Genomic DNA, 25,753 nt, shown 5'->3' on the forward strand with positions numbered 1-25,753 from the left:
GGGATGCCACAACTCCCCGCTCCCGATTACCCCGCCGATGTACGGGCCCGGCTGGAGGCCGATGCCAAGGAGGTGATCGCCCGCTATCCCGACAGCCGCAGCGCGCTGCTGCCCCTGCTGCACCTCGTCCAGGCCGAGGAGGGGCACGTCACCCGCACCGGCCTGCGCTTCTGCGCCGAGGTGCTCGAACTGACCGTCGCCGAGGTCACGGCGGTGTCGACCTTCTACTCGATGTACCGCCGCGGGCCGAGCGGCGACTACCAGGTCGGCGTCTGCACCAACACGCTGTGCGCGGTGCTGGGCGGTGACGCCATCTTCGACGCCCTGCGCCGCCACCTGGGCGTCGACAACGGCGGCACCACGGACGACGGCAAGGTCACCCTCGAACACATCGAGTGCAACGCGGCCTGCGACTTCGCGCCCGTGGTGATGGTCAACTGGGAGTTCTTCGACAACCAGACCCCTCAGAGCGCCAAGGCCCTCGTCGACGACCTGCGTGCCGGGCGCCGGGTGGAGCCGACCCGCGGCGCGCCCCTGTGCACCTACAAGGAGACGGCCCGCATCCTGGCCGGCTTCCCCGATCCGCGACCGGGCGCCGTGGAGGCGTCCGGTGCCGCCGGGCCCGCCACCCTCGCGGGCCTGCGCCTGGCCAGGGGCGGAGCCCCGGCCGCCCACGTCGGCCCGCCGCGCGGAGCGCCCGCGCCGGACGGAGCCGCGCACGGGCCGGGGCCCGCGGAGCACACCGAGGAGGGGGAGGAATGACCATGGCACCCGCGAACGGTGGGACCCCCCGGCCCACGGCCGGGGGAGGGGCCGACCCCGAGAAGCTGCTCGCGCCCGTGCTCAGCGCCTTCTGGGACCAGCCGCGGTCCTGGACGCTGGACACCTATCTGCGGCACGAGGGCTACGCGGGCGCGCGCAAGGCCCTGGCGATGACCCCCGACGACGTGATCGCCTATGTGAAGGACTCCGGGCTGCGCGGCAGGGGCGGCGCGGGCTTCCCGACCGGGATGAAGTGGCAGTTCATCCCCCAGGGCGACGGCAAGCCGCACTACCTCGTCGTCAACGCGGACGAGTCGGAACCGGGCACCTGCAAGGACATCCCCCTCCTCTTCGCCAATCCGCACGCCCTCATCGAGGGCATGCTGATCGCCTGTTACGCGATCCGCTCCCAGCACGCCTTCATCTATCTGCGCGGCGAGACCGTCCCCGTGCTGCGGCGGCTGCACGAGGCCGTGCGCGAGGCGTACGACGCGGGCTACCTCGGCCGGGACGTCCTCGGCAGCGGGCTCGACCTCGACGTCACCGTGCACGCGGGGGCGGGCGCCTACATCTGCGGTGAGGAGACGGCCCTCCTCGACTCCCTCGAAGGGCGGCGCGGCCAGCCCCGGCTGCGGCCCCCCTTCCCCGCGGTGGCGGGTCTCTACGCCTGCCCCACTGTGGTGAACAACGTCGAGTCCATCGCGTCGGTTCCCGCGATCCTCAACCGGGGCAAGGAATGGTTCCGTTCGATGGGCAGCGAGAAGTCCCCGGGCTTCACGCTCTACTCCCTCAGCGGCCATGTCGCGGGCCCCGGGCAGTACGAGGCGCCGCTCGGCATCACCCTGCGCCAGCTCCTCGACATCAGCGGCGGCATGCGCCCCGGCCACCGGCTCAAGTTCTGGACCCCGGGCGGCTCCTCGACCCCGCTGCTCACCGAGGAGCACCTCGACGTCCCCCTGGACTACGAGGGGGTGGGTGCCGCCGGATCCATGCTCGGCACCAAGGCGCTCCAGTGCTTCGACGAGACGACCTGCGTGGTGCGGGCCGTCACCCGGTGGACCGAGTTCTACGCCCACGAGTCCTGCGGCAAGTGCACGCCCTGCCGCGAAGGCACGTACTGGCTCGTGCAGTTGCTCCGTGACATCGAGGCCGGGCGGGGCCGCATGACGGACCTGGACAAGCTGTCCGACATCGCCGACAACATCAACGGCAAGTCCTTCTGCGCGCTCGGTGACGGCGCCGCGAGCCCGATCTTCTCCTCGCTGAAGTACTTCCGCGCGGAGTACGAACAGCACATCAAGGGGAAGGGCTGCCCCTTCGACCCCGCGAAGTCCACGGCGTGGGCGGACGGGAACCACCAGGAGGTATCCGCATGACCGTCACCACGCCGGCTTCCTCCGGGGGAGGGAACGCGGCGGTGCCCCCGGACGACCTGGTCTCCGTCACCATCGACGGCATCGCGCTCTCCGTGCCCAAGGGGACGCTGGTCATCCGCGCCGCCGAGCTCGTCGGCATCGAGATCCCGCGGTTCTGCGACCACCCGCTGCTCGACCCCGCCGGGGCCTGCCGGCAGTGCATCGTCGAGGTCGAGGGCCAGCGCAAGCCGATGGCGTCCTGCACCATCACCTGCACCGACGGCATGGTCGTACGGACCCAGCTCACCTCGCCCGTCGCCGAGAAGGCGCAGCGCGGCGTGATGGAGCTGCTGCTCATCAACCACCCGCTCGACTGCCCCGTCTGCGACAAGGGCGGCGAGTGCCCGCTGCAGAACCAGGCGATGTCCGCCGGACAGGCCGACTCCCGCTTCGAGGGCCGCAAGCGGACCTTCGAGAAGCCGGTGCCGATCTCCACCCAGGTGCTCCTCGACCGCGAGCGCTGCGTGCTGTGCGCGCGCTGCACCCGCTTCTCCCAGCAGATCGCGGGCGACCCGATGATCGAGCTGCTGGAGCGGGGCGCGCTCCAGCAGGTGGGCACCGGCGAGGACGTGCCGTTCCAGTCGTACTTCTCCGGCAACACCATCCAGATCTGCCCGGTGGGCGCGCTCACCTCGGCGGCGTACCGCTTCCGCTCCCGGCCCTTCGACCTCGTCTCCTCGCCGTCGGTGTGCGAGCACTGCGCGGGCGGCTGCGCGACGCGCACGGACCACCGGCGCGGCAAGGTGATGCGCCGCCTCGCGGCCGACGATCCGGAGGTCAACGAGGAGTGGGTGTGCGACAAGGGCCGCTTCGCGTTCCGTTACGCGCGGCGCCCGGACCGGCTCACCACCCCGCTGGTGCGCGGCGCCGGGGGCACCCTGGAGCCCGCGAGCTGGCCCGAGGCGCTGGCGGCGGCGGCCCGTGGGCTGGCCGCCGCGCGCGGCCGGGCGGGCGTGCTGACGGGCGGGCGGCTGACGGTCGAGGACGCCTACGCCTACGCCAAGTTCGCGCGCGTCGCCCTCGACACGCACGACGTGGACTTCCGGGCGCGTACGCACAGCGCCGAGGAGGCCGACTTCCTCGCGGCGCGGGTCGCCGGGCGGGGCCGGGACCTGGACGGCACGGGGGTCACGTACCGGACGCTGGAGCAGGCGCCCGCCGTGCTGCTCGCCGGGTTCGAGGCGGAGGAGGAGGCGCCCGGCGTCTTCCTGCGGCTGCGCAAGGCGCACCGCAAGCATGGGCAGCGCGTCTTCTCCCTCGCCACGCACACAACTCCCGGTCTGCTGAAGGCGGGTGGCACGCTGCTGCCCGCCGCGCCGGGCACGGAGCCGGAGTGGCTGCGGGCGCTGGCGGACGCCACCGGGCTGGATGCCGCCGGGCAGGCGGCGGCCGGGGCGCTGCGCGCGGACGGCTCGGTGATCGTCGTCGGCGAGCGGCTGGCGGCCGTGCCGGGCGCGCTGACCGCGGCCCTGGCGGCCGCGGGTGCCACCGGGGCGCGCCTGGTGTGGATCCCGCGCCGGGCCGGCGAGCGGGGCGCGATCGAGGCGGGCGCGCTGCCCGGCCTGCTGCCCGGCGGCCGCCCGGCCACCGACCCGCGGGCGCGCGAGGAGACGGCGGCCGCCTGGGGGGTGGCCGGCCTGCCGCGCGGCACCGGCCGGGACACCGGCCAGATCGTCGAGGCCGCGGCCACCGGCGAGCTGGGCGCCCTGCTGGTGGGCGGGGTGGAGGTCGCGGACCTGCCGGACCCGGCACGCGCGCGTGCCGCGCTGGACGGCATCGGCTTCCTGGTGAGCCTGGAGCAGCGGCCGAGCGAGGTGACGGAACGGGCGGACGTGGTGCTGCCGGTCGCGGCGGTCGAGGAGAAGGCGGGCACGTTCCTCAACTGGGAGGGCCGTGCCCGCCCCTTCGAGGTCGCCATCAAGCTCGATCAGCTGACGCGTCATCATGTGCCGCCGGACGTCCGGGTGCTGCACATGCTGGCCGACGCGATGGGCGTGGCCCTCGCCCTGCCGGACGTCGACGCCGCGCGGACGGAGCTGGACCGCCTCGGCCCCTGGGACGGCGCCCACGCGGCCGACCCCGCCGAGCCGGGGCGCCCGCTGTCGCCGCCCGGCGCCGGTGAGGCCGTGCTCGCGGGCCACCGGCTGCTCCTCGACCAGGGGCGCCTCCAGGAGGGCGACGAGGCGCTCGCCGGTACGCGGCACGCCGCGGTCGCCCGGCTCTCCGCCGCGACCGCCGCCGAGGCGGGGGCGCGCGACGGCGACGTGCTGGCCGTGACCGGCCCGGCCGGGAGCGTGCGGCTGCCGTTGCTGATCACCCCCATGCCGGACCGGGTGGTGTGGCTCCCGCTCAACTCCGTGGGAACCGGGGTCACCGACGGCACCGGCGCCCGCCCCGGCGAGCTCGTACGCATCGCCGCTGCCGCCGGTGACGGCACCGGAACCGAGACACCGGAGGCACGGTAGTGAAGGCATACGCACTGGCCGCCGAGGACCTGTCGATGTTCGGCCGGGACCCGTGGTGGCTGATCGTCGTCAAGGCCGTCTTCTGCTTCGCGTTCGTCATGCTGACGGTGCTGTTCTCGATCGTCTGGGAACGCAAGGTCGTCGCGTGGATGCAGCTGCGCATCGGCCCCAACCGGCACGGCCCCTGGGGCATGCTCCAGTCCCTCGCGGACGGCATCAAGCTGATGCTCAAGGAGGACGTGGTCGTCAAGCGGGCCGACAAGGTCGTCTACATCCTGGCGCCCGTGGTCGCGGCGATCCCGGCCTTCATGGCGATCGCCGTGATCCCCTTCGGCCCGGCGGGCAACGAGATCTCGATCTTCGGCCACCGCACCACGATGCAGCTCACCGACCTGCCGATCGGCGTGCTCTACATCCTCGCCACCGCGTCGGTGGGCATCTACGGCATCGTCCTCGCGGGCTGGTCCTCCGGCTCGACCTATCCGCTGCTCGGCGGCCTGCGGTCGTGCGCCCAGATGATCTCGTACGAGATCGCGATGGGCGTCTCCTTCGCGGCGGTCTTCCTCTACTCCGGGTCGATGTCGACCTCGGCGATCGTGGACGCGCAGCACGACCGGTGGTACGTCCTGCTGCTGCCGGTCTCGTTCATCATCTACATCGTGGCGATGGTCGGGGAGACCAACCGGGCGCCGTTCGACCTGCCGGAGTCCGAGGGCGACCTGGTCGGCGGCTTCAACACCGAGTACTCCTCCATCAAGTTCGCGATGTTCATGCTCGCCGAGTACGTCAACATGGTCACGGTCTCGGCCGTCGCGGTGACGCTGTTCCTGGGCGGCTGGCGGGCCCCGTACCCCGTCTCGGCGTTCTGGGAGGGGGCGAACCACGGCTGGTGGCCGATGCTGTGGTTCGTCGTCAAGCTCCAGCTGCTGCTGTTCTTCTTCATCTGGCTGCGCGGCACCCTGCCGCGGCTGCGCTACGACCAGTTCATGAAGCTGGGGTGGAAGGTCCTCATCCCGGTCTCGATGGTGTGGCTGATGCTCGTCGCCGCCGTCCGGGCCATGCGCAACGAGCACTACGACTTCCAGCGCATCGTGCTCTACGTGGGCGGCGCGGTCGTCGCGATCCTCCTGCTGTCCTTCGTGACCGACGTCTTCCGCGACCGCGGCGCCAAGGCGGAGCGGGACGCTGAAGGTGCCGAGGAGGCGGAAGGGGCTGCTCCGCAAGGGGAGTTCGACCCGATGGCGGGCGGTTTCCCCGTGCCCCCGCTGCCCGGCCAGACCCTGCCGCCCGTGCCGCGCAGGCCGTCGCGCCAGGAGCGCGAGCTCATTGTCAGTGGCGGGGTCAATACTGTGAGTGACGGTCCCCGAGACGGAAAGGAGGGCGAGGGTGCCTGACTTCCAGAACCCCGTGGCCGGCTTCGGCGTGACCTTCAAGGCCATGTTCAAGAAGCGGCTGACCGAGCAGTATCCGGAGGAGAAGAAGCACACCGCGCCACGCTTCCACGGCCGCCACCAGCTCAACCGGCACCCGGACGGGCTGGAGAAGTGCATCGGCTGCGAGCTGTGCGCCTGGGCCTGCCCGGCGGACGCGATCTACGTCGAGGGCGCGGACAACACCGACGAGGAGCGCTATTCGCCCGGCGAGCGCTACGGCCGCGTCTATCAGATCAACTACCTCCGCTGCATCCTCTGCGGCCTGTGCGTCGAGGCGTGCCCCACCCGGGCGCTGACCATGACCAATGAGTACGAACTGGCCGACTCCAGCCGCGAATCGCTCATCTACACCAAGGAGGAGCTGCTCGCGGGCCTGGAGGACCGCATGGTCGACACCCCCCACGCGATCTTCCCCGGCATGACCGAGAAGGACTACTACCGCGGTCTGGTGACGGAGGCCGCGCCGGGGACGGAGCGGCAAGTGGCCGTCTCCAAGGGCGAGCAGCCGCCGGAGACCGCCGCCGCGCAGTCGGGGGAGGGGACGGCATGAGCGCCCCCCTCGCCGCCGCGGGCATGGCCTCCACCGGTGAGGCCGTGCAGTTCTGGCTGCTGGGCACGGTCGCCGTCATCGGCGCGCTGTCCACGGTGCTGATGAAGAAGGCCGTGCACAGCGCCCTGTCGCTCGCCGGCACCATGATCGTGCTCGCGGTGTTCTATCTCGCCAACGGCGCCTATTTCCTGGGCGTCGTCCAGATCGTGGTCTACACCGGCGCCATCATGATGCTCTTCCTCTTCGTGGTCATGCTCGTCGGCGTCACCGCCGCCGACTCCCTGAAGGAGACCATCAAGGGCCAGCGCCGGCTCGCCGGACTCTGCGCGCTCGGCTTCGGCATCCTGCTGGTCGCGGGCATCGCCAACGCCTCACTGAAGGACTTCACCGGGCTCGGCCAGGCCAATTCCGGCGGCAATGTGCAGGGGCTCGCGGCGCTCATCTTCACCAAGTACGTCTTCGCCTTCGAGATCACCGGCGCGCTGCTGATCACCGCGGCCGTCGGGGCGATGGTCCTCACCCACCGGGAGCGCACCGAGAAGGCCCCCGGCCAGCGCGAGCGCTCCCAGGAGCGGGTGCGCGCGGGCAAGCAGCTGCCGCCGCTGCCCGCCCCCGGTGTCTACGCCCGGCACAACGCCGTGGACGTCCCCGGCCTGCTGCCCGACGGCACCCCCGCCGAGCTCACCGTCAATCCGACGCTGCGCTCCCGCGGCCAGATCCGCGACGTCTCCGGCGAGGCGCTGGAGGAGCTGGCGGCCCTGGAGCAGCGGTCCGCGGAGTGGGTCGGCCGCGGCCGCGGCGAGGACGCGAAGGAGGCCAGGAAGTGAACCCGGTCAACTACATCTATCTGGCGGCCGTGTTGTTCACCATCGGTGCCGCCGGTGTGCTCATCCGGCGGAACGCGATCGTCGTCTTCATGTGCGTCGAGCTGATGCTGAACGCCTGCAACCTGGCGTTCGTCACCTTCGCCCGGCTGCACGGCAATCTGGACGGCCAGATCATCGCCTTCTTCACGATGGTGGTGGCCGCCGCCGAGGTCGTGATCGGCCTCGCGATCATCGTGTCGGTCTTCCGCTCCCGCCATTCGGCCTCGGTCGACGACGCCGCCCTGCTGAAGCTGTAAGGGGACGCTGACGTGGAGAACCTCATCGGACTGCTCGTCGCGGCACCCCTGCTGGGCGCGGGCCTGCTGCTGTGCGGCGGCCGCCGGCTGGACCGCGCCGGGCACTGGATCGGCACGCTGCTCGCGGCGGTGTCCTTCGCCATCGGCGTGGTGCTCTTCGCCGATCTGCTCGGCAAGGGCCGCGAGGACCGCACGCTCACCTCGCACCTCTTCAGCTGGGTGCCGGTCGGCGGCTTCCGCGCGGACGTGGGCTTCCAGCTGGACCAGCTGTCCATGACCTTCGTCCTGCTGATCACGGGGGTGGGCACGCTGATCCACCTCTATTCGGTCGGCTATATGGAGCACGACGAGCGGCGGCGCCGCTTCTTCGGCTATCTGAACCTCTTCCTCGCCGCGATGCTGCTGCTCGTCCTCGCCGACAACTACCTCCTGCTGTACGTCGGCTGGGAGGGCGTCGGCCTCGCGTCGTATCTGCTGATCGGCTTCTGGCAGCACAAGCCGAGCGCGGCCACCGCCGCCAAGAAGGCGTTCCTCGTCAACCGCGTCGGCGACATGGGCCTGTCCATCGCGATCATGCTGATGTTCACCACGTTCGGCTCCTTCGCCTTCGGCCCGGTCCTCGGGCACGCGGCGGGCGCGGGGGAGGGCAAGCTGACGGCCGTCGGGCTGATGCTGCTGCTCGCCGCGTGCGGCAAGTCCGCCCAGGTGCCGCTCCAGTCCTGGCTCGGCGACGCGATGGAGGGCCCGACACCGGTCTCGGCCCTCATCCACGCGGCGACGATGGTGACCGCGGGCGTCTATCTGATCACCCGCTCCGGCGCGATCTTCAACGCGGCGCCGGACGCCCAGACCGCGGTCGTCACGGTGGGCGCGGTGACGCTCCTCTTCGGTGCGATCGTCGGTTGCGCGAAGGACGACATCAAGAAGGCCCTGGCGGGCTCGACGATGTCCCAGATCGGCTACATGATCCTCGCCGCCGGGCTCGGCCCCGTCGGCTATGTCTTCGCGATCATGCACCTGGTGACCCACGGCTTCTTCAAGGCGGGGCTCTTCCTCGGCGCCGGATCGGTGATGCACGGCATGAACGACGAGGTCGACATGCGGCGTTACGGCGGCCTGCGGAAGTACATGCCGGTCACCTTCGTCACCTTCGGCCTCGGCTATCTGGCCATCATCGGCTTCCCCGGCCTGTCCGGCTTCTTCTCCAAGGACAAGATCATCGAGGCCGCCTTCGCCAAGGGCGGCACCGAGGGCTGGATCCTCGGCGGCGCGGCCCTGCTGGGCGCGGCCATCACGGCGTACTACATGACGCGCGTGATGATCCTGACCTTCTTCGGCGAGAAGCGCTGGCAGCCAGACGCGGAGGGCAACGCCCCGCACCCGCACGAGTCGCCGCGCACCATGACGATCCCCATGGTGATCCTGGCTGTCGGATCGGTCTTCGCCGGTGGGCTGTTCAGCATCAACGACACCTTCCTGAAGTGGCTGGAGCCGGTCACCGGGCACGCGGAGGGCCATTCCCCCGTCAGCGCGCTCACCGTCACGATCGGCACCATGGCCGTCCTCGTCCTCGGGGTGGCGCTCGCCTGGGCGCAGTACGGACGCGGGCCCGTCCCCGTCACGGCACCCCGCGGGAACGTGCTCACCCGGGCCGCCCGGCGCGACCTGCTCCAGGACGACTTCAACCACGTCGTGCTGGTCCGCGGCGGTGAGCACCTCACCCGCAGCCTGGTCTACGCCGACCACACGCTGGTCGACGGCGTGGTCAACGGCACGGCCGCCTCCGTGGGCGGGCTCTCGGGCCGGATGCGCAGGCTCCAGAACGGCTACGCGCGGTCGTACGCGGTCTCGATGTTCGGCGGTGCGGCCCTGCTCATCGCCGCGACCCTGCTGATGAGGGCGGTCTGATCATGTCTTTTCCCCTGCTGACGGTCACGGCCGCGGTGCCCGCGGCCGGCGCGGTCGTGACCGCCGCCGTCCCGGCCGCGCGCCGCACGGCCGCCAAATGGCTCGCGCTGGGCTTCGCGCTGGCCACGCTCGCGCTGGCGGGTGTGCAACTGGCCCGGTTCGACCCGGACTCCGGGAAGCCGTTCCAGCTGACCGAGTCGCACGCCTGGATCAAGGACTTCGGGGTGCGCTACGACCTCGGCGTCGACGGCATCGCCGTGGTGCTGATCGCCCTGGCCGCGCTGCTGATCCCCTTCGTGATGCTGGCCGGCTGGCATGACGCCGACCCGCTCGAAGGGCCCTCGCCCAACCGGCGCTGGCGGCCCACCCAGGGCTTCTTCGCGCTGATCCTGATGGTCGAGGCGATGGTGGTGATCTCCTTCGAGGCCACCGACGTCTTCCTCTTCTACATCTTCTTCGAAGCCATGCTGATCCCGATGTACTTCCTCATCGGCGGCTTCGGCGACCGGGCGGGCGGCCGGACCGAGGAGGAGACGGCGGCCCAGCGCTCGTACGCGGCCGTGAAGTTCCTGCTCTACAACCTCGTCGGCGGGCTCATCATGCTGGCCGCCGTCATCGGGCTCTACGCCGTCACCGCGCACCAGCTCGGCACCGGCACCTTCTCCCTCCAGGAGATCGTCCAGGCGCGGGCGGACGGCAGGCTGCACATCGCGACCGTCACCGAACGGGCCCTGTTCCTCGGCTTCTTCTTCGCCTTCGCGGTGAAGGCCCCGCTGTGGCCGCTGCACACCTGGCTGCCCAACGCCATGGGCGAGGCCACCGCGCCCGTCGCCGTGCTGATCACCGCGGTGGTCGACAAGGTCGGCACCTTCGCGATGCTCCGCTTCTGCCTCCAGCTGTTCCCCGAGGCGTCGAAGTGGGCGACCCCGGTGATCATCGTGCTGTCGGTGATCGGCATCCTCTACGGGGCGCTGCTCGCGGTCGGCCAGCGGGACATCAAGCGGCTGATCGCCTACGCGTCGATCTCGCACTTCGGCTTCATCATCCTCGGCATCTTCGCGATGACCACCCAGGGCCAGGGCGGCGCGACGCTCTACATGGTCAACCACGGCATCTCCACAGCCGCGTTGATGCTGGTCGCGGGCTTCCTGATCTCCCGCCGCGGGTCCCGGCTCATCGCCGACTACGGCGGGGTGCAGAAGGTCGCGCCCGTCCTCGCGGGGACGTTCCTGGTGGGCGGCCTGGCCACGCTCTCGCTGCCGGGCCTCGCGCCCTTCGTCTCCGAATTCCTGGTCCTGGTCGGCACCTTCAGCCGCTATCCGGCGGCCGGGATCGTCGCGACGCTGGGCATCGTCCTCGCCGCGCTGTACGTCCTGGTGCTCTACCAGCGCACGATGACCGGCCCGGTGCGGGAGCCCGTCAGGGGCATGCCGGACCTCAAGGTGCGCGAACTGGTCGTCGTCGGCCCGCTGATCGCCCTGCTGCTCTTCCTCGGCGTCTACCCCAAGCCGCTGACGCAGATCATCGACCCGGCGGTCGGCCGGACGATGTCGCAGGTGCACAAGGTCGATCCCAAGCCCCAAGTGCCGACTTCCCCGACGAACGATGTGGAGGCCGCGAAGTGAGTCACGCAGCATTCGTCCACAGCCTGTGGACGATGTCGGCCGACCCGGCGAAGAAGATCCCGGCTCCCCATATCGAGTACGCCCAGCTGTCACCGACGCTGATCGTCCTCGGCGCCGCCGTCCTCGGCGTCCTCGTGGAGGCGTTCCTGCCGCGCCGCCTGCGCTATCCGGCGCAGACCGTGCTGAGCGCCCTCGGCCTCGTCGCCGCGTTCGCCGCCGTCGTCGCCCTGGCCGCCGGAGGCTACGGCACCGGCAAGGCGCACGCCGCCGCCATGGGCGCCGTCGCCGTCGACGGCCCGGCGCTGTTCCTCCAGGGGACCATTCTCCTGGTCTCGCTGATCGCGGTGTTCACCTTCGCCGAGCGGCGGCTGGACCCGAAGGCGCACGGCAGGCACGTCGACTCCTTCGTCGCGCAGGGCGCCGCCGTGCCGGGCGGCGAGGCCGAACAGGCCGCCGTCAAGGCGGGGTTCACCACCACCGAGATCTTCCCCGTCGCGCTCTTCGCGGTCGCGGGCATGCTCGTCTTCCCCGCCGCGAACGACCTGCTGACCCTCTTCATCGCGCTGGAGGTCTTCTCCCTCCCGCTGTACGTGCTGTGCGCGCTCGCCCGCCGCCAGCGGCTGCTGTCCCAGGAGGCGGCGGTCAAGTACTTCCTGCTCGGCGCCTTCTCCTCGGCCTTCCTGCTGTTCGGGGTGGCGCTGCTCTACGGCTACGCAGGCACCGTCACGTACGCCGGGATCGCCGACGTGATCGACGGCACGGTCAGGACGGTCGACCCCGCCCTCGCCTCGACCACGGGCAACGACGCGCTGCTGCTGATCGGCGGGGCGCTGGTGCTGATGGGGCTGCTGTTCAAGGTGGGCGCGGTGCCCTTCCACATGTGGACCCCCGACGTCTATCAGGGCGCCCCCACACCGGTGACGGGCTTCATGGCCGCCGCCACCAAGGTCGCCGCCTTCGGCGCGCTGCTGCGCCTGCTGTACGTGGTCCTGCCGGGGCTGCGCTGGGACTGGCGCCCGGTGATGTGGGGCGTCGCGATCATCACCATGCTGGTGGGCGCGATCGTCGCCGTCACCCAGACGGATGTGAAGCGGCTCCTCGCCTACTCCTCGATCGCGCACGCCGGGTTCATCCTCGCCGGTGTCATCGCCGTCAGCCCGGACGGGGTCTCCTCCGTCCTCTTCTATCTGGCGGCGTACTCCTTCGTGACCCTGGGCGCCTTCGCGGTGGTGACGCTGGTGCGCGACGCGGGCGGCGAGGCGACGCACCTGTCCAAGTGGGCCGGTCTCGGCCGCCGTTCGCCCCTGGTCGCGGCCGTCTTCGCGGTCTTCCTGCTCGCCTTCGCGGGCATCCCGCTGACCAGCGGCTTCACCGGGAAGTTCGCGGTCTTCAAGGCGGCGGCGCAGGGCGGCGCGGCGCCGCTGGTCATCGTCGGTGTGCTGTCCTCGGCGATCGCCGCGTTCTTCTACATCCGGGTGATCGTGCTGATGTTCTTCAGCGAGCCGAAGGCCGACGGGCCGACCGTGGCCGTGCCCAGCGCCCTCACTTCGACGGCGATCGCAGTCGGGGTGGCGGTCACGCTCGTCCTCGGTGTCGCCCCGCAGTACTTCCTCGATCTGGCGGGCCAGGCGGGGGTGTTCGTGCGGTAGCCGCCGGAGGCGGCGGACGCGCTGCCCGGCACCCCGTGGGGGTGCCGGGCAGCGGTGTGTGTCAGCCTCCGAGCTTGCCCGGTGCGCCCGGCACCGGGACGGCGGGCTTGCCGTCCGCGTCCACGGCCTTGGTGAGGACGTCCTCCTTGCCGGAGGCCCACGCCACCGTGAGCGTCTTGGCGTCCACGCTCTTGACGGTGCCCTTGGTGTATTCGGTGCTGCCGTCCTGGCAGTGGGTGATGTCGATGGTGACCGGCTGGGTGCTGTCGACGACGGTGCCGGAGCAGGCCGTCTTCCCGCTCAGCATCACCATGTTCCCGGAGAAGGACAGGATCAGCATGCTCTTGTCCATCAGCTTCCCCTTCGACCAGCCACCCTTGAGGTCGGCGGCCTTGACGGTGCCGCCCTTGGCCGGGGCCTGGGCGGCCGGGTCCGCGGGCTTGGCCGGCGCGGAAGGCGGCGGTGAGGCGGACTTGTTCTTGTCCCCGTCGTCGCTCTGGCTGCCGCAACCGGTCATCAGCACAGCGGCGATGATCGCCGCCCCCGTGATCTGTACTGCCTTGCGCACGTGCGCTCGCTCCTCCGTAGTGGATCTGGACACGACAAATTAGCAGTCCTGATCCACCGCTCCGGAGGGGCGTCAGCCGCCGTCCGCGGACCGGTCGCGCTGCACGTTGCGCCACACCGCGAACGCCGGCCACTCCGCGCGCACCAGCTGCCGCATCGCCCTGCGCGTCGGCCGCCCGCCGGGGCCGGGGCAGAGGCGGCGGGCCGCGCCGGTGGCGGCGAGGAGGGCGGCCAGGGCGCGGCCGCGCGGCTCGGCGAAGCCCGTACGGACGGCCGCGGCCAAGTGCTCACGGGCCTCGGTGGTCCGCTCGGCGGACCCCGCGGGGAAGCGCGTACCGGGGAAGAGGCCGAGCACCTTCACACGCTCGGGGCGCAGCGCGCCCCGCTCCACCAGCCGCCGCAGCCAGGGCTCCTCCAGGCCGCGCGAGGTGCGGCGCACCCAGGAGGTCGCCCGGGGCCCCCGGCCGGCCCGGCCCTTGCCGGGCTCGGGCAGCGTGGCGAAGGCCGCGGCCAGCAGGGGGTCCCGCGGGGGCGCGGGGTTGGTCACCGTGGGGCGGCCGTGCTCCTCCACTATCCGCCCGGCCAGCTCCAGTTCGACGAGCACCGCCCCGGCCACGCCGTACTGGAGGAAGCGATGCCGGCACAGCCTGCGTCCGGTGGCCGGATCGAAGGAGAGCAGCAGCAGTTCCTCGGGCAGCGTGAGGTCCGAGGCGGCGCGGCCGGTCATGACCCGGACGTGCGCGCCGGGGTGATCCTGCCGGTGACCTCGCCGAGGCCGATGCGGGCGCCGTCCGGTCCGGGAGCCCAGGCGGTGAGGGTGACCTCGTCGCCGTCCTCCAGCCAGGGGCCCTTGCCCTCGGTGAGCTCCAGCAGGCAGCCGCGCTGGTCGGGGTCGGGCCCGCTGACCGTGCCGGACGCGAAGAGGTCGCCGGTGCGCAACGAGGCGCCGTTGACGGTCATATGGGCGAGCTGCTGGGCCGCCGTCCAGTACATGGAGGCGAAGGGCGGCCGGGAGACCGTCTCGCCGTTGATCGTCACCTCGATGCGCAGGTCGATGCCGCCCGGCTCCGCCGCGGAGTCGTCGAGGTAGGGCAGCAGCGGGTGGGTGCGCTCCGGCGGCGCGGTGCGCGCCTCGTCGAAGGCGTCGAGCGGGGTGATCCAGGCCGAGACGGACGTCGCGAAGGACTTGCCGAGGAACGGGCCCAGGGGAACGTACTCCCACGCCTGGATGTCGCGCGCCGACCAGTCGTTGACCAGGCACACGCCGAAGACGTGCTCGCGGAAGTCGCCGAGGGGCACCGGGGTGTTCGGCGGCGCGGGCGTGCCGACGACGAAGCCGACCTCGGCCTCGATGTCGAGGCGCGTCGACGGTCCGAACACCGGCCCGTCCGGCGTCCGCCGCTGCCCCTGGGGGCGGATCACGTCGGTGCCGGAGACCACGACCGTGCCGGCCCGGCCGTGGTAACCGATCGGCAGGTGCTTCCAGTTGGGGGTGAGCGGGTCGCCGTCGGGCCGGAAGATGCGGCCGACGTTGGTGGCGTGGTGCTCGCTGGCGTAGAAGTCGACGTAGTCGGCGACCTCGAAGGGCAGGTGCAGCGTCACCTCGTCCAGCGGGTGGAAGTGCTCCCCGTCCAGCCAGCCGCGGATCTCCGCGCGGACGCCCTGCCACGCGGAGCGGCCCGCGGCGAGCAGGGGGTTGAGCGTCGGCCGGTCCAGCAGCTCCGCGTACGCCGAGCCGTGCGCGGCGGCGGCCGCGGCGGCGTCGAGGACGTGTGCGCCGTGGCGGACGCCGATCCGGCGGCGCTCCGGGGCGTCGGGCGTCGTGAAGACGCCGTACGGGAGGGTGGCCGCGCCGAAGGGGTCGCCTTCGGGAAGCTCGCGGGGGCTGTGCTGGGGCATGGGACGCTGCCTCGCTCTCTCCAGGACGTCTGGTGACCGTCCGTGCCCACATTACGTGCTGGCGGCCACCAGGCAAGGGGTGACCGAAAGGGGTGGTGAGGGGCGTGCGCGCCGCGCGCGCGGACAGGGGGTGAGCACCGCTTCGAACGCCGTCCGCACCGGCTCGGAACGGCCTCCGGCGAGCGCGCCCGAACCGCTGTCCGACCGCTCACTAAAGGGCGAGCAATGTCCGGTAATTCCTTGCTGGAAGCGGTAATTCCGAAGTAGCGTCCTTAATCAGGTCACGCACAGTGGGGGGCCGCTGCGGCTGAGTGGCCAAGGGGGATGCTGGTGGCGAGCAGGCACACGCCCATCGCGGCGGACCGGTCCGTTCCGGGGCTCATCATGAAGATCGGCGACTACCCCCTGCACCACGGCGGGGTCGGCGCCATCCGCAGCCTCGGCAGACTCGGGATCCCGATGTACGCCATCACCGAGGACCGCTGGACCCCCGCCGCCGTATCCCGTTATCTGCGTGGTGGTTTCGTCTGGCCGACCACGGGTCGCGAGCGCCCCGAGGAGCTCGTCGAGGGGCTGCTGGACATCGGCCGGTCCATCGGCCGCCCCGCCGTGCTGCTGCCCACCGACGAGGAGGCGGCCGTCCTCGTCGCCGAGCACGCCGAGCAGTTGTCGGAGAGCTTCCTCTTCCCGTCGGTGGACCGGGAGTTGCCCCGCCGTCTCGCGAGCAAGCAGGGGCTGCACGAGCTCTGCGTGGAGCACGGGGTGCCCTCCCCGGAGGCCCTCTTCCCCTCCTCGTACGAGGAGATCGAGGAGTACGCGGCGCGCGCCCGCTTCCCGCTGGTGGCGAAGAACCGCGAGGCGTTCGAGCGGCGCCGCAGGCCCGCCGTGCACGGCACCACCCGGATCGCCGGCCCCCGCGAACTGCTGGCCCTGGCGCGCGGCTGGGGCCCCTCGCCCGGGGTGATCCTCCAGGAATACCTCCCCCGCGAGCAGGCCGAGGACTGGATCGTGCACGCGTATTTCGACGCGGAGAGCACCCCGCTCGCGATGTTCACCGGCGTCAAGGTGCGCTCCTGGCCGCCGCACGCGGGCATGACGGCCAACGCGTACGTCGTCGACAACCCCGAACTGGCCGATATGGCGGCCCAGTTCATCAAACAGATCGGCTTCAGCGGGATCATCGACCTGGACTGGCGCTTCGACCGGCGTGACGGCCGCTACAAACTCCTGGACTTCAACCCCCGGATGGGCGCCCAGTTCCGCCTCTTCGAGAGCGAGGCGGGCGTGGACGTCGTCCGCGCCCAGCACCTCGACCTGACCGGGCTCAAGGTCCCCGAGGGGGAGCAGCTCGCGGGCCGCCGGTTCGTCGTCGAGAACATCGACCTGCCGGCCCTCGCCGCCTACCGCCGCAGCGGCTACACCACCCCGCACGCGCCCGCGCGGGCGAGCGGCACGGAGCTGGCCTGGGCCGCCCGGGACGACATGAAGCCGTTCTTCACCATGCTCGCCCGGTTCGTCAGGCCGGGCGTTCGGCACCTCTGGCAGCTGTGGCGCTCCAGGCGTGCCGCCGCTCTCTCCGAGTAAGTCGAGCAAGTCGAGCAAGCAACGCCCTGGGAGGGGACTCGTGACACTTCCCGTTGTAGTGATCGGTGCCGGTCCGTACGGACTGTCGACCGCCGCCCACCTGAGGGCACACGGCATAGCGACCCGTGTCTTCGGTTCGCCGATGGTGAGCTGGCGGGAGCACATGCCCGCCGGAATGCTGCTGAAGTCCACCCCGGTGGCGTCGAGCATCGACGCGCCCCAACCGGGGCACACGCTGCTCGACTTCTGCCGTGACGTGGGGGAGCGGCGGTACGAATCGGACTGGGACGCCATCCCGGTCGAGACCTTCGCCCGCTACGGCCTGTGGTTCCAGGAGCGCCTGGTGCCGGACCTGGAGCAGGTGCGGGTGGTGTCCGTGGACCGCCGGTCCAGCGGCTTCGAGCTGAAGCTGGACTCCGGCGAGCAGTTCGCGGCCCGCGCCGTGGTCGTCGCGACCGGGCTCAGCGGGTTCGCGCGGCTGCCGGCCGAGCTGGCCGCGGCCGTGCCGGACGGCCCGTCGGCGAGCGGCCCCGTCTCGCACAGCTCGCAGCACGAGGACCTCTCGCGGTTCGCCGGGCGCGACGTCGTGGTCGTCGGCGCCGGGCAGTCGGCGCTGGAGAGCGCCGTGCTGCTGGCGGACGGCGGGGCCGCGTCGGTGCGGGTGCTCGCGCGGCGCCGGGGCGCGGTGCGCTTCGGGGCGGCGCCGGACGGGCAGTCGCCGCTGAAGCCGGACACCCCGTTCGGGCGGGCCTGGTCGCTGTACGCGTTCTCGTACTACGCGGACGGCTTCCGCAAGCTCCCGGCGCCGGCCCGGAAATACCTCGTCCAGCGGGTGCTCGGGCCGCTCGGCGCCTGGTGGCTGCGGGACCGCTTCATCGGCCGGGTGCGGGTCACGGAGGGCAAGAACATCGTCAGGGCCAGGGTGGAGGACGGCCGTCCGGTGCTGGCCCTCGCCGGGCCCGACGGGTCCACCGAGGGGGAGCTCGCCGCGGACCACGTCCTCGCGGCGACCGGCTATCACGTCGACCTGGCCGCCCTCGACTTCCTCGGCCACGGCCTGCGGACCAGGCTCGCGGTCGGCGCGGGCGGCCCCCGGCTGGGCCCCGGCTACCACTCGTCGGTCCCGGGCCTGTTCTTCACGGGCCTCCCGGCGGCGGCGAGCTACGGGCCGGTGATGCGGTTCGTCTGCGGCACGGAGTACGCGTCGCCACGGCTGGCGAAGGCGGTGGGCGCCCTTTCGTGAGGCGGGGTCGCGCCGCCGGACGGGTCCGGTTCCGGGAGTGGCCGGAACCGGACCCTTCCGTCGCCGGACGACGGGTGGCCGGGTCGCGGCAGGGGCCCGTGTCAAGGGGCCGGGAGGCCCGCCGCCGGGGGATGAGCGAGTACATAACGGGGCACACGTCCGGTCGACCGGGAAGGCGCCCACGGTGATCGACAGCCGACCGGATACGCTGACTTTCGGTGGAGACAGCGACACATCGACAATCCCCGTGTTCGCAGGCAGACAGGAGTACCCCTCGTGACCGTCGTCGGGCCTTTTGGGCTGAACGTGCGGGACCAGGCTCTTGAAGCCGATGTCCAGGCCGGTTTGGCCGCCGTCGAGGAGGGCCTCCTGGAGGCCACCAAGAGCGACGTGCCCTTCATCACCGAGGCGGCCCAGCACCTCGTCCGGGCCGGCGGCAAGCGGTTCCGCCCGCTGCTGGTGATGCTCGCCGCGCAGTTCGGCGACCCGCACGCCCCGGGCATCGTGCCCTCGGCCGTCGTCGCCGAGCTCACCCACCTGGCCACGCTCTACCACGACGACGTCATGGACGAGGCGGAGGTGCGGCGCGGCGTCGACAGCGCCAACGCCCGCTGGGGCAACTCCGTGGCCGTCCTCACCGGGGACTTCCTCTTCTCCAGGGCCTCGTACATCCTCGCCGACCTGGGCCCGGAGGCCGTCCGCATCCAGGCCGAGGCGTTCGAGCGGCTGGTCACCGGTCAGATCCTGGAGACGGCCGGTCCGCGCGACGGCCGCGACCCCATCGAGCACTACCTCGACGTGCTCGCGGGCAAGACCGGCTCGCTGATCGCCGTCTCCGGGCGGTACGGCGCGATGATGTCCGGCGCCGACGAGCACACCGTCGACATCCTCACCCACTACGGCGAGCGGCTCGGCATCGCCTTCCAGCTCGCCGACGACGTCCTCGACATCGCCAGCGACTCCCACGAGTCCGGCAAGACGCCCGGCACGGACCTGCGCGAGGGCATCCCCACGCTGCCGGTGCTGCACCTGCGTGCCCAGGCGGCCGCGAGCGGCTCGGCGGAGGACCGCCGGCTGTGCGAGCTCCTCGACGGCGACCTCACCGACGACGCCGTGCACGCCGAGGTGCTGCGCCGCCTGCGCGCCCACCCGGCGCTGGAGCAGGCGCGACGCGACACGGTGCGCTACGCGGAGGAGGCCCGCGCGATCCTGGCCCCCCTGCCGGAGGGTTTCGCGAAGTCGGCTCTGGAAGACCTCTGCGACGCGGTCGTGCACCGGGCTGGTTGACCGGGGTTGGGTGCGGGTTCGCTGCCGCCTGCGGCGGGAGCGCCCTGCGGGCGCGTCCTCAATCGCCGGACGGGCTGGATGGTGCGGACCGTAGCCCGCATGCCCAGCCCGTTGGGGGCACCTCCCAGCGGTAGCTGGGGGAGTTTGAGGACAGCGCGCGAAGCGTGCTTCGGGGTCTGGGGGCTTGCCCCCAGTTTCGGGAAGGGGCGGGGCTGGGGAACAAAGCCCGCCGCAGGCGCCAGCAACCCGCACCAACACCCCGTCATACCCAAGAGGTACGCGGAGTTGCTCCCGTCGGCTGATGCCGGACCGCAGCGCATTGAGCAGAATTGACACTGCTCCACCAACCAGCGGCAGGGCCACAATGAGAAGCGGCCCGGGGGGCGCCGACGACGGAGGTAATGGCTGATGGCACGGAATGAACCGACCCAGGGCACCGAGAGCCCGGAAGGCCCCCGCTCGCCGGGGCGCCGCAAAGCGGTCCGCTACGCCGTTCCGGTCGCGGTGGCGGGCCTCGCGGCGGCCACGATCGGGCTCGTCCCGGCGCTGGCCAAGAGCGGTGACCCCGATCTGCCGAAGATCAGCGCGGAGGACCTGATAGCCAAGGTCGCCAAGTCGGACGTGCAGCAGATGTCCGGCTCGGTGAAGGTGACCACCGACCTGGGCCTGCCGTCGCTGCCGGGCGGCGCCTCGCTCGGCTCCCTGGGCGCGGGCCATGGCGGGAAGGCGGGCGGCGCGGACGTCTCCCCGCAGGCCAAGCTCACCGAGCTCGCCTCGGGTTCGCACACGCTGCGGGTCGCCGTCGACGGCCCCGACAAGCAGCGCGTGTCGATCGTCGAGTCCGCGGCGGAGTACAGCGTGATCCGCAACGGCGACCAGGTCTGGGCGTACGACAGCGGCAGCAACACCGTCCACCACTCCACCGCCCCGCGCGGCAAGGGCGACGGCGGCCATGAAGGGGTACACGGGGGCCCGGCGGAGCTGAAGGGCGCGTCGCCGCAGGAGCTGGCCAAGAAGGCCCTCGCCGCCGTGGACGACTCGACGGCGGTCTCGGTCGACGGCACGGCCAAGGTGGCCGGGCGGGACGCCTATCAGCTGGTCGTCAAGCCGAAGGCCCAGGAGTCGACGGTGGACGCGGTCCGGATCGCGGTGGACGCCAAGACCGGTGTGCCGCTGAAGTTCACGCTCTCTCCGAAGGGAGGCGGCAAGGCGGCGATCGACGCGGCCTTCACCAAGGTGGACTTCGCCAAACCGGGTGCGAAGACCTTCGACTTCACGCCGCCCAAGGGCGCCAAGGTCACCGAGGACAAGGCCGAGGGCGCGGGACAGCAGCGGGACCACAAGGGCACCCCGGCCGAGCTGTCGGGCCTCGACGTGGTGGGCAAGAGCTGGACGTCCATCGCCCAGTTCAAGATGCCGGCCGGCGAGACCAAGGGCGTCAAGGACGCCAAGGGCGCGAAGGGCGGTCTCGGCAAGAACGCCGGCGGTGCCGGTGCCCTCCTGGACACCCTCGGCACCAAGGTCTCGGGCCCCTTCGGCTCGGGCCACGTCTTCAGCACCCGCCTCGTCAACGTCCTGATGACGGACGACGGCCACGTGTACGCGGGCGCGGTGACGAAGGAAGCGCTCATCAAGGCCGCGAAGTAGGCACGGCCCGCGGCCGGTCCCACGGGGCCGGCCGCGGGTGCTCGGCACCGGTGTGACGAGAGGAGAACGGGTGCCAGGATCTTCCGGGCGTGCGTCTTCGGACGCCGCCGTCCACACCCGCTCCCTGACCAAGCGCTACCGCGGCGGCCAGCTCGCCGTGGACGGGCTCGACCTCACCGTGCCGCGCGGGAGCGTCTTCGGCTTCCTCGGGCCCAACGGCTCGGGGAAGACCACCACCATCCGCATGCTCATGGGGCTCATCGAGCCGACCTCCGGCTCGGCCGAGGTGCTGGGGGAGCCGATGCCGCGCGCCGCCCGCCGCGTGCTGCCCCGGGTGGGCGCGCTGATCGAGGGCCCGGCGCTCTACGGCTTCCTGTCCGGGCGCGACAACCTCGTGCGCTTCGACGCCGCCGACCCGACCGCCGATCCCCGTACCCGTGCCGCCCGGGTGGACGCGGCGCTCGACCGGGTGGGGCTCGTCGCCGCGGCCGGCAAGAAGGCACGCGCGTACTCCCTGGGCATGAAGCAGCGCCTCGGGCTGGCCGCGGCCCTGCTCCAGCCGCGCGAACTGCTCGTCCTGGACGAGCCGACCAACGGCCTGGACCCGCAGGGCATGCGGGAGATCCGTGGGCTCGTCAGGGAGCTCGCCGCCGAGGGCACCACGATCTTCCTCTCCTCGCACCTCCTGGACGAGATCGAGCAGGTCTGCACTCACGCCGCCGTCATGGCCCAGGGGCGGCTGCTCACCCAGGGCACGGTCGCGGACCTCGCCTCCTCGACGCGTGGCCGGCTGGCCATCACCACCCCCGACACCGCGGACGCCGTGCGCGTCCTCAAGGAGCACGGCGTGACCGATCTCGTCGTCGTGGACGACCGCGTCACCGGCGAACTCCCCACCGGGGAGCCGCCCGAGGGCACCCCGCCGCCCGACCTCGCGGACCTCAGCGCCGCGCTCGTCCACGCCCGGGTGCGGGTCCGGGCCTTCGGTACCGAACGCGCCTCGCTGGAGGACGCGTTCGTGGCGCTCACCGGGGAGGGCTTCGATGTCGCGGGCTGACACCATGACGGCGGCCGGGCCCCGGGCGGTGAGTCCGCTGTGGCAGCTGTCCCTCTTCCGCAGCGAGGTGGGGACGGTGTTCCGGCGGTGGCGGACGATCGCCCTGCTGGGCGTGCTCGCGGCCGTGCCGGTGCTCGTCGGCATCGCCGTGAAGATCGAGACCAGGGGCGGTGGCACGGTCGGTCACGAGGGCGGCGGGGGCGGCCCGGCGTTCATCAACCAGGTCACCAACAACGGCCTCTTCCTCGTCTTCACCTCGCTCGCCGCGACCCTGCCGTTCTTCCTGCCGATGGCGATAGGCGTGGTCGCGGGCGACTCCATAGCCGGGGAGGCGAACTCGGGCACCCTGCGCTATCTCCTCGTCGCCCCCGCCGGACGCACCCGGCTGCTGTGCGCCAAGTACGCGTCGACACTGGTCTTCTGCCTCGCGGCCACCCTCATCGTCACCCTCTCCGCGCTGGCGGTGGGGGCGCTGCTCTTCCCTCTGGGCGAGGTCACCCTCATCAGCGGGACGACCGTGTCCTTCGGGGAGGGGATGCTGCGCGCGCTGGCCATCGCCGGGGTCGTCGCGCTGTCGCTGATCGGGGTCGCGGCAGTCGGCCTGTTCGTCTCCACGCTCACCAACAGCGGCATCGCGGCCATGGCCACGACGGTGGGTCTGCTGATCACGGTCCAGATCCTCGACCAGTTCCCGCAGCTGCACGCGGTGCAGCCGTATCTCTTCCCGCACTACTGGCTGAGCTTCTCGGATCTGTTGCGGGAGCCGGTGTACTGGGACCAGTTGCTGGACAATCTGCGGCTTCAGGCGCTGTACGCGGCGGTGTTCGGCTCGGCGGCTTGGGCGAGGTTCACGGCGCGTGACGTGGCGGTGTGAGCGGGTCGGCTTGCGCCTGCGGCGGGTTTTTCCCCAGCCCCGCCCCTTCCCGAAACCGGGGAGACCCCGGACCCCAACGCGGCTGCGCCGCGTGTCCTCAAACGCCGGACGGGCTGGATGGTGCGGACCGTAGCCCGCATATCCAGCCCGTCCGGCGCTTGAGGACAGCGCGCGAAGCGTGCTTCGGGGTCTGGGGGCTTGCCCCCAGTTCGGGAAGGGGCGGGTAGGGGAAAAAGCCCGCCGCAGGCGGCTGCCTACGAGCCGCTCAAAGACCAGACCGCCCCGGCGATCGCATCCGTGTTCGTCCCGAGCGCCGTGTCGTCCAGATTCGCAAACGTGTCGCACGACCGGTGATAGCACGCGTCGAACGCCTGCCCCGCCGTGCCGCCCCACTTCTGCGCCTGGTCGTCGGTCTTGATGTAGTCGGCCCCGCTGAAGAGCCCGCCGACGGGTATGCCGACGTTCTGGAACGGCGCGTGGTCCGAGCGGCCGTCGCCCTCGTGGTCGACCTCGGTGGCGATGTTCTTCGCGGCGAACCACTTCTCGAAGAGGCTCTGGAGGCCGGAGTCGTAGCCGTAGACGTAGTAGCCGGGGTTGGGCGAGCCGATCATGTCGAAGTTCAGATAGGCGTCGATCTTTGACCGGTCGGCGGAGGACAGCTTGTCGACGTAGTTCTGCGACCCGACCATGCCGAGCTCCTCGGCGCCCCACCAGCCGAACCGCAGGTGCTTGTCGGGCTTGTAGCCCTCGCGGGCGACGGCGAGGGCGACTTCGAGGACACCGGCCGAGCCGGAGCCGTTGTCGTTGATGCCGGGGCCCGCGGAGACGGAGTCCAGGTGCGAGCCGGCGAAGACGACGTGGTCGGTGTCGCCACCGGGCCAGTCGGCGATGAGGTTGTAGCCGGTGGCGCCGTTGGCGCTGAACTGCTGCACGGTGGTGGTGAATCCGGCGGCGTCCAGCTTGCCCTTCACATAGTCGAGCGACGCCTTGTAGCCGCTGCGGCCGTGCGCGCGGTTGCCGTTGTTGGCGTTGGCTATCGACTGGAGCTGGTTGAGGTGGGCCTTGACGTTGGCGACGGGGATGGTGGGCGCGGCGGCCTTCGTCCTGAAGGTGCTTCCGGCGACGGTCGCGGTGGTGGGGACCGCGTCGGCCGCGCCGGAGGCCGTGCCGAGGAGGGTGGCGGCGAGGGCCGCGCCGGTGGCCAGGAGGGCTACGGCGCGGCGTCTGCGGGTCGGTCCGTGGAGTTCAAGCATGGGGGGCTCCCGACTCATTTGACGTGGCCATGATGTTGGGGGCCCCTGTGAGGGGAGTCAAGGGCGGATTTCGGACACCGAACACCGCTTTCCGGATATCGGGCGTGCCCTACCGGCCCTGAGCTGTGGCTTCAGGTGTTTCTGTTGCCTGTGTGGCGTCTGTGATTTCTGTGTGAACGTTGGCCGCCGCCTTCCGCCGCGCGGCCCGCAGCGCGACCCGGGCGGTACGGGCCGTACGCAGCGCGTCCCAGGTGAGCAGCGCCAGCGCCAGCCAGATCAGGGCGAAGCCCGCCCACCGCTCCGCGGGCATCGACTCGTGGAAGACCAGCAGGCCCAGGGCGAACTGGAAGACCGGCGCGAGGTACTGCACCATCCCCATCACCGACAGCGGCAGCCGCACGGCGGCGATGCCGAAGCAGATGAGCGGCAGGGCGGTGATCGCGCCGGTGCCCATCAGCAGCAGGGCGTGTCCGGTGCCCTCGCTCGCGTACGTGCTGCCGCCGCTTCCGCCCAGGAACAGCAGGAAGCCGAGGGCGGGCAGGAACTGCACGGCCGTCTCGGCCGCCATCGACTCCAGGCCGCCCAGCCCGACCTTCTTCTTGACCAGGCCGTAGGTGCTGAAGGAGATGGCCAGCGTCAGCGCGATCCACGGCGGCTTCCCGTACGCGACGGCCATGACCACGACCGCGGCCGCGCCGACCCCGACCGCCACCCACTGCAGGGACCGCAGCCGCTCGCGCAGCACGAGGACGCCGAAGGCGATGCTGACCAGGGGGTTGAAGAAGTAGCCCATCGACGTCTCGACGACGTGCCCGGAGTTGACGCCCCAGATGTAGACGCCCCAGTTCACGGATATCAGGCCCGCGCCGAGCGCGATCATCCCGAGCCGCTTCGGCTGCCGGAGCAGCGGCCGTATCCAGTCCCAGCGCTTGGTCACGGTGAGCACGACGAGCACGGTCGCGAGCGACCACACCATGCGGTGGGCGAGGATCTCACCGGCTCCGGCCGGCTCCAACAGGGGCCAGTAGAGGGGGAAGAGCCCCCAGATCGTGTAGGCGGCGACGCTGCACAGCAGGCCGGTGCGGGTCTCGTTCTCGGCGGTCTTCACGGGCGGCTCCTGGGTGTTGCGGCGACGCTTGTGAAGGTAGCGGTGTGGGTGGGGCGGTGTCATGTGCGTATCGAATGACGGTCATGACTTTGCCGTTGGCTCCGCCTTGGCCTTCCGGCTGCGGGTCCGTTGCTCCCCCAGCTACCGCTGGGAGGTGCCCCCAGCGGCGGGCTTTGTTCCCCAGCCCCGCCCCTTCCCGAAACTGGGGGCGAGCTTGCCGACGAGGCGGTCGCGGAGATGGAGATGATCGTGGGTTTCGACGACGACCTGGCCGGCGAAGCGACGAGGATCGCCAACAGGCTGC

The 25,753-nt window shown here is 71.6% G+C and carries 21 protein-coding genes; 16 read left to right on the plus strand and 5 right to left on the minus strand.

The genetic code is table 11. The annotated features are described in order from the left end of the window. Window positions 1-3: 3 nt before the first annotated feature. Genes nuoE through nuoN form a run of 10 tightly spaced genes read left to right on the plus strand, consistent with a single transcriptional unit; the run spans window position 4 to window position 12,930 of the window. Window positions 4-762 carry an NADH-quinone oxidoreductase subunit NuoE gene (nuoE, locus tag AB0435_RS25620; RefSeq protein WP_366006538.1) on the plus strand — a complete coding sequence of 253 codons (759 nt, stop codon included), beginning with the start codon at window positions 4-6 and terminating at the stop codon, window positions 760-762. Beyond that, a complete protein-coding gene (nuoF, locus tag AB0435_RS25625; protein WP_366428048.1) occupies window positions 759-2,138 on the plus strand; it encodes an NADH-quinone oxidoreductase subunit NuoF in 1,380 nt (459 codons plus the stop codon). The genes nuoE and nuoF overlap by 4 nt, the downstream gene beginning before the upstream one ends. Further along, on the plus strand, window positions 2,135-4,642 hold the full coding sequence (locus AB0435_RS25630; RefSeq protein WP_366428049.1) for an NADH-quinone oxidoreductase subunit G: 2,508 nt from the start codon (window positions 2,135-2,137) through the stop codon (window positions 4,640-4,642). The genes nuoF and AB0435_RS25630 overlap by 4 nt, the downstream gene beginning before the upstream one ends. 35 nt (window positions 4,643-4,677) lie before the next feature. Beyond that, window positions 4,678-6,036, plus strand: coding sequence for an NADH-quinone oxidoreductase subunit NuoH (gene nuoH, locus AB0435_RS25635; RefSeq protein ID WP_366428058.1), 1,359 nt, complete (start codon window positions 4,678-4,680; stop codon window positions 6,034-6,036). After that, window positions 6,029-6,625, plus strand: coding sequence for an NADH-quinone oxidoreductase subunit NuoI (gene nuoI / locus AB0435_RS25640; protein ID WP_366428050.1), 597 nt, complete (start codon window positions 6,029-6,031; stop codon window positions 6,623-6,625). The genes nuoH and nuoI overlap by 8 nt, the downstream gene beginning before the upstream one ends. Beyond that, window positions 6,622-7,452: an NADH-quinone oxidoreductase subunit J gene (locus AB0435_RS25645; RefSeq protein WP_366006528.1), complete on the plus strand. Its 831-nt coding sequence runs from the start codon at window positions 6,622-6,624 to the stop codon at window positions 7,450-7,452. The genes nuoI and AB0435_RS25645 overlap by 4 nt, the downstream gene beginning before the upstream one ends. Next, window positions 7,449-7,748 carry an NADH-quinone oxidoreductase subunit NuoK gene (gene nuoK, locus AB0435_RS25650; RefSeq protein ID WP_361526258.1) on the plus strand — a complete coding sequence of 100 codons (300 nt, stop codon included), beginning with the start codon at window positions 7,449-7,451 and terminating at the stop codon, window positions 7,746-7,748. The genes AB0435_RS25645 and nuoK overlap by 4 nt, the downstream gene beginning before the upstream one ends. 12 nt (window positions 7,749-7,760) lie before the next feature. After that, entirely contained in the window at window positions 7,761-9,656 is a 1,896-nt protein-coding gene (gene nuoL, locus AB0435_RS25655; protein ID WP_366428051.1) for an NADH-quinone oxidoreductase subunit L, read from the plus strand. 2 nt (window positions 9,657-9,658) lie between these two features. Further along, window positions 9,659-11,281, plus strand: a complete 1,623-nt coding sequence (locus AB0435_RS25660) for an NADH-quinone oxidoreductase subunit M (protein ID WP_366428052.1) — start codon at window positions 9,659-9,661, stop codon at window positions 11,279-11,281. Then, window positions 11,278-12,930, plus strand: a complete 1,653-nt coding sequence (nuoN, locus tag AB0435_RS25665; RefSeq protein ID WP_366006531.1) for an NADH-quinone oxidoreductase subunit NuoN — start codon at window positions 11,278-11,280, stop codon at window positions 12,928-12,930. Before AB0435_RS25660 ends, nuoN begins: the two co-directional genes overlap by 4 nt. 61 nt (window positions 12,931-12,991) lie before the next feature. Here the strand turns inward: nuoN and AB0435_RS25670 are convergent, their stop codons facing one another. The 3 genes from AB0435_RS25670 to fahA all read right to left on the minus strand — a co-directional run bounded on the left by AB0435_RS25670 (window position 12,992) and on the right by fahA (window position 15,396). Further along, complete coding sequence (locus AB0435_RS25670) at window positions 12,992-13,498, minus strand: hypothetical protein (RefSeq protein ID WP_366428053.1); 507 nt, start codon at window positions 13,496-13,498, stop codon at window positions 12,992-12,994. Between the two features lie 72 nt (window positions 13,499-13,570). Beyond that, the gene (locus tag AB0435_RS25675) at window positions 13,571-14,224 is read right to left on the minus strand and encodes a GPP34 family phosphoprotein (protein ID WP_366428054.1); all 654 of its coding nucleotides are present in this window, start codon (window positions 14,222-14,224) and stop codon (window positions 13,571-13,573) included. Beyond that, window positions 14,221-15,396 (minus strand): fumarylacetoacetase, encoded by a 1,176-nt coding sequence (fahA, locus tag AB0435_RS25680; protein WP_366428055.1) that lies wholly within the window; start codon window positions 15,394-15,396, stop codon window positions 14,221-14,223. Before fahA ends, AB0435_RS25675 begins: the two co-directional genes overlap by 4 nt. 384 nt (window positions 15,397-15,780) lie before the next feature. On the opposite strand from fahA, the gene AB0435_RS25685 reads away from it, so the two are divergent. The 6 genes from AB0435_RS25685 (at window position 15,781) to AB0435_RS25710 (ending at window position 23,088) form a co-directional block, all read left to right on the plus strand. Beyond that, window positions 15,781-16,980 (plus strand): ATP-grasp domain-containing protein, encoded by a 1,200-nt coding sequence (locus tag AB0435_RS25685; protein WP_366006540.1) that lies wholly within the window; start codon window positions 15,781-15,783, stop codon window positions 16,978-16,980. A gap of 40 nt (window positions 16,981-17,020) precedes the next feature. Further along, the gene (locus AB0435_RS25690) at window positions 17,021-18,223 is read left to right on the plus strand and encodes an NAD(P)-binding domain-containing protein (RefSeq protein ID WP_366428056.1); all 1,203 of its coding nucleotides are present in this window, start codon (window positions 17,021-17,023) and stop codon (window positions 18,221-18,223) included. 276 nt (window positions 18,224-18,499) lie between these two features. Continuing rightward, window positions 18,500-19,510 (plus strand): polyprenyl synthetase family protein, encoded by a 1,011-nt coding sequence (locus tag AB0435_RS25695; RefSeq protein WP_366006536.1) that lies wholly within the window; start codon window positions 18,500-18,502, stop codon window positions 19,508-19,510. Window positions 19,511-19,918: 408 nt separating this feature from the next. Next, window positions 19,919-21,157 (plus strand): DUF2092 domain-containing protein, encoded by a 1,239-nt coding sequence (locus AB0435_RS25700; protein WP_366005355.1) that lies wholly within the window; start codon window positions 19,919-19,921, stop codon window positions 21,155-21,157. A 70-nt stretch (window positions 21,158-21,227) separates the two neighbouring features. Further along, window positions 21,228-22,214 carry an ABC transporter ATP-binding protein gene (locus AB0435_RS25705; protein ID WP_366005354.1) on the plus strand — a complete coding sequence of 329 codons (987 nt, stop codon included), beginning with the start codon at window positions 21,228-21,230 and terminating at the stop codon, window positions 22,212-22,214. After that, window positions 22,201-23,088 (plus strand): ABC transporter permease, encoded by an 888-nt coding sequence (locus AB0435_RS25710; protein ID WP_366005353.1) that lies wholly within the window; start codon window positions 22,201-22,203, stop codon window positions 23,086-23,088. Before AB0435_RS25705 ends, AB0435_RS25710 begins: the two co-directional genes overlap by 14 nt. A gap of 254 nt (window positions 23,089-23,342) precedes the next feature. Here the strand turns inward: AB0435_RS25710 and AB0435_RS25715 are convergent, their stop codons facing one another. Continuing rightward, entirely contained in the window at window positions 23,343-24,341 is a 999-nt protein-coding gene (locus tag AB0435_RS25715; RefSeq protein WP_366005352.1) for a M28 family metallopeptidase, read from the minus strand. Between the two features lie 109 nt (window positions 24,342-24,450). Continuing rightward, a complete protein-coding gene (rarD, locus tag AB0435_RS25720) occupies window positions 24,451-25,449 on the minus strand; it encodes an EamA family transporter RarD (protein WP_366428057.1) in 999 nt (332 codons plus the stop codon). Window positions 25,450-25,753 lie beyond the last annotated feature (304 nt).

The organism is Streptomyces sp. NPDC051173 (genome assembly GCF_040689515.1).
In the GTDB taxonomy this organism is placed as follows: domain Bacteria; phylum Actinomycetota; class Actinomycetes; order Streptomycetales; family Streptomycetaceae; genus Streptomyces.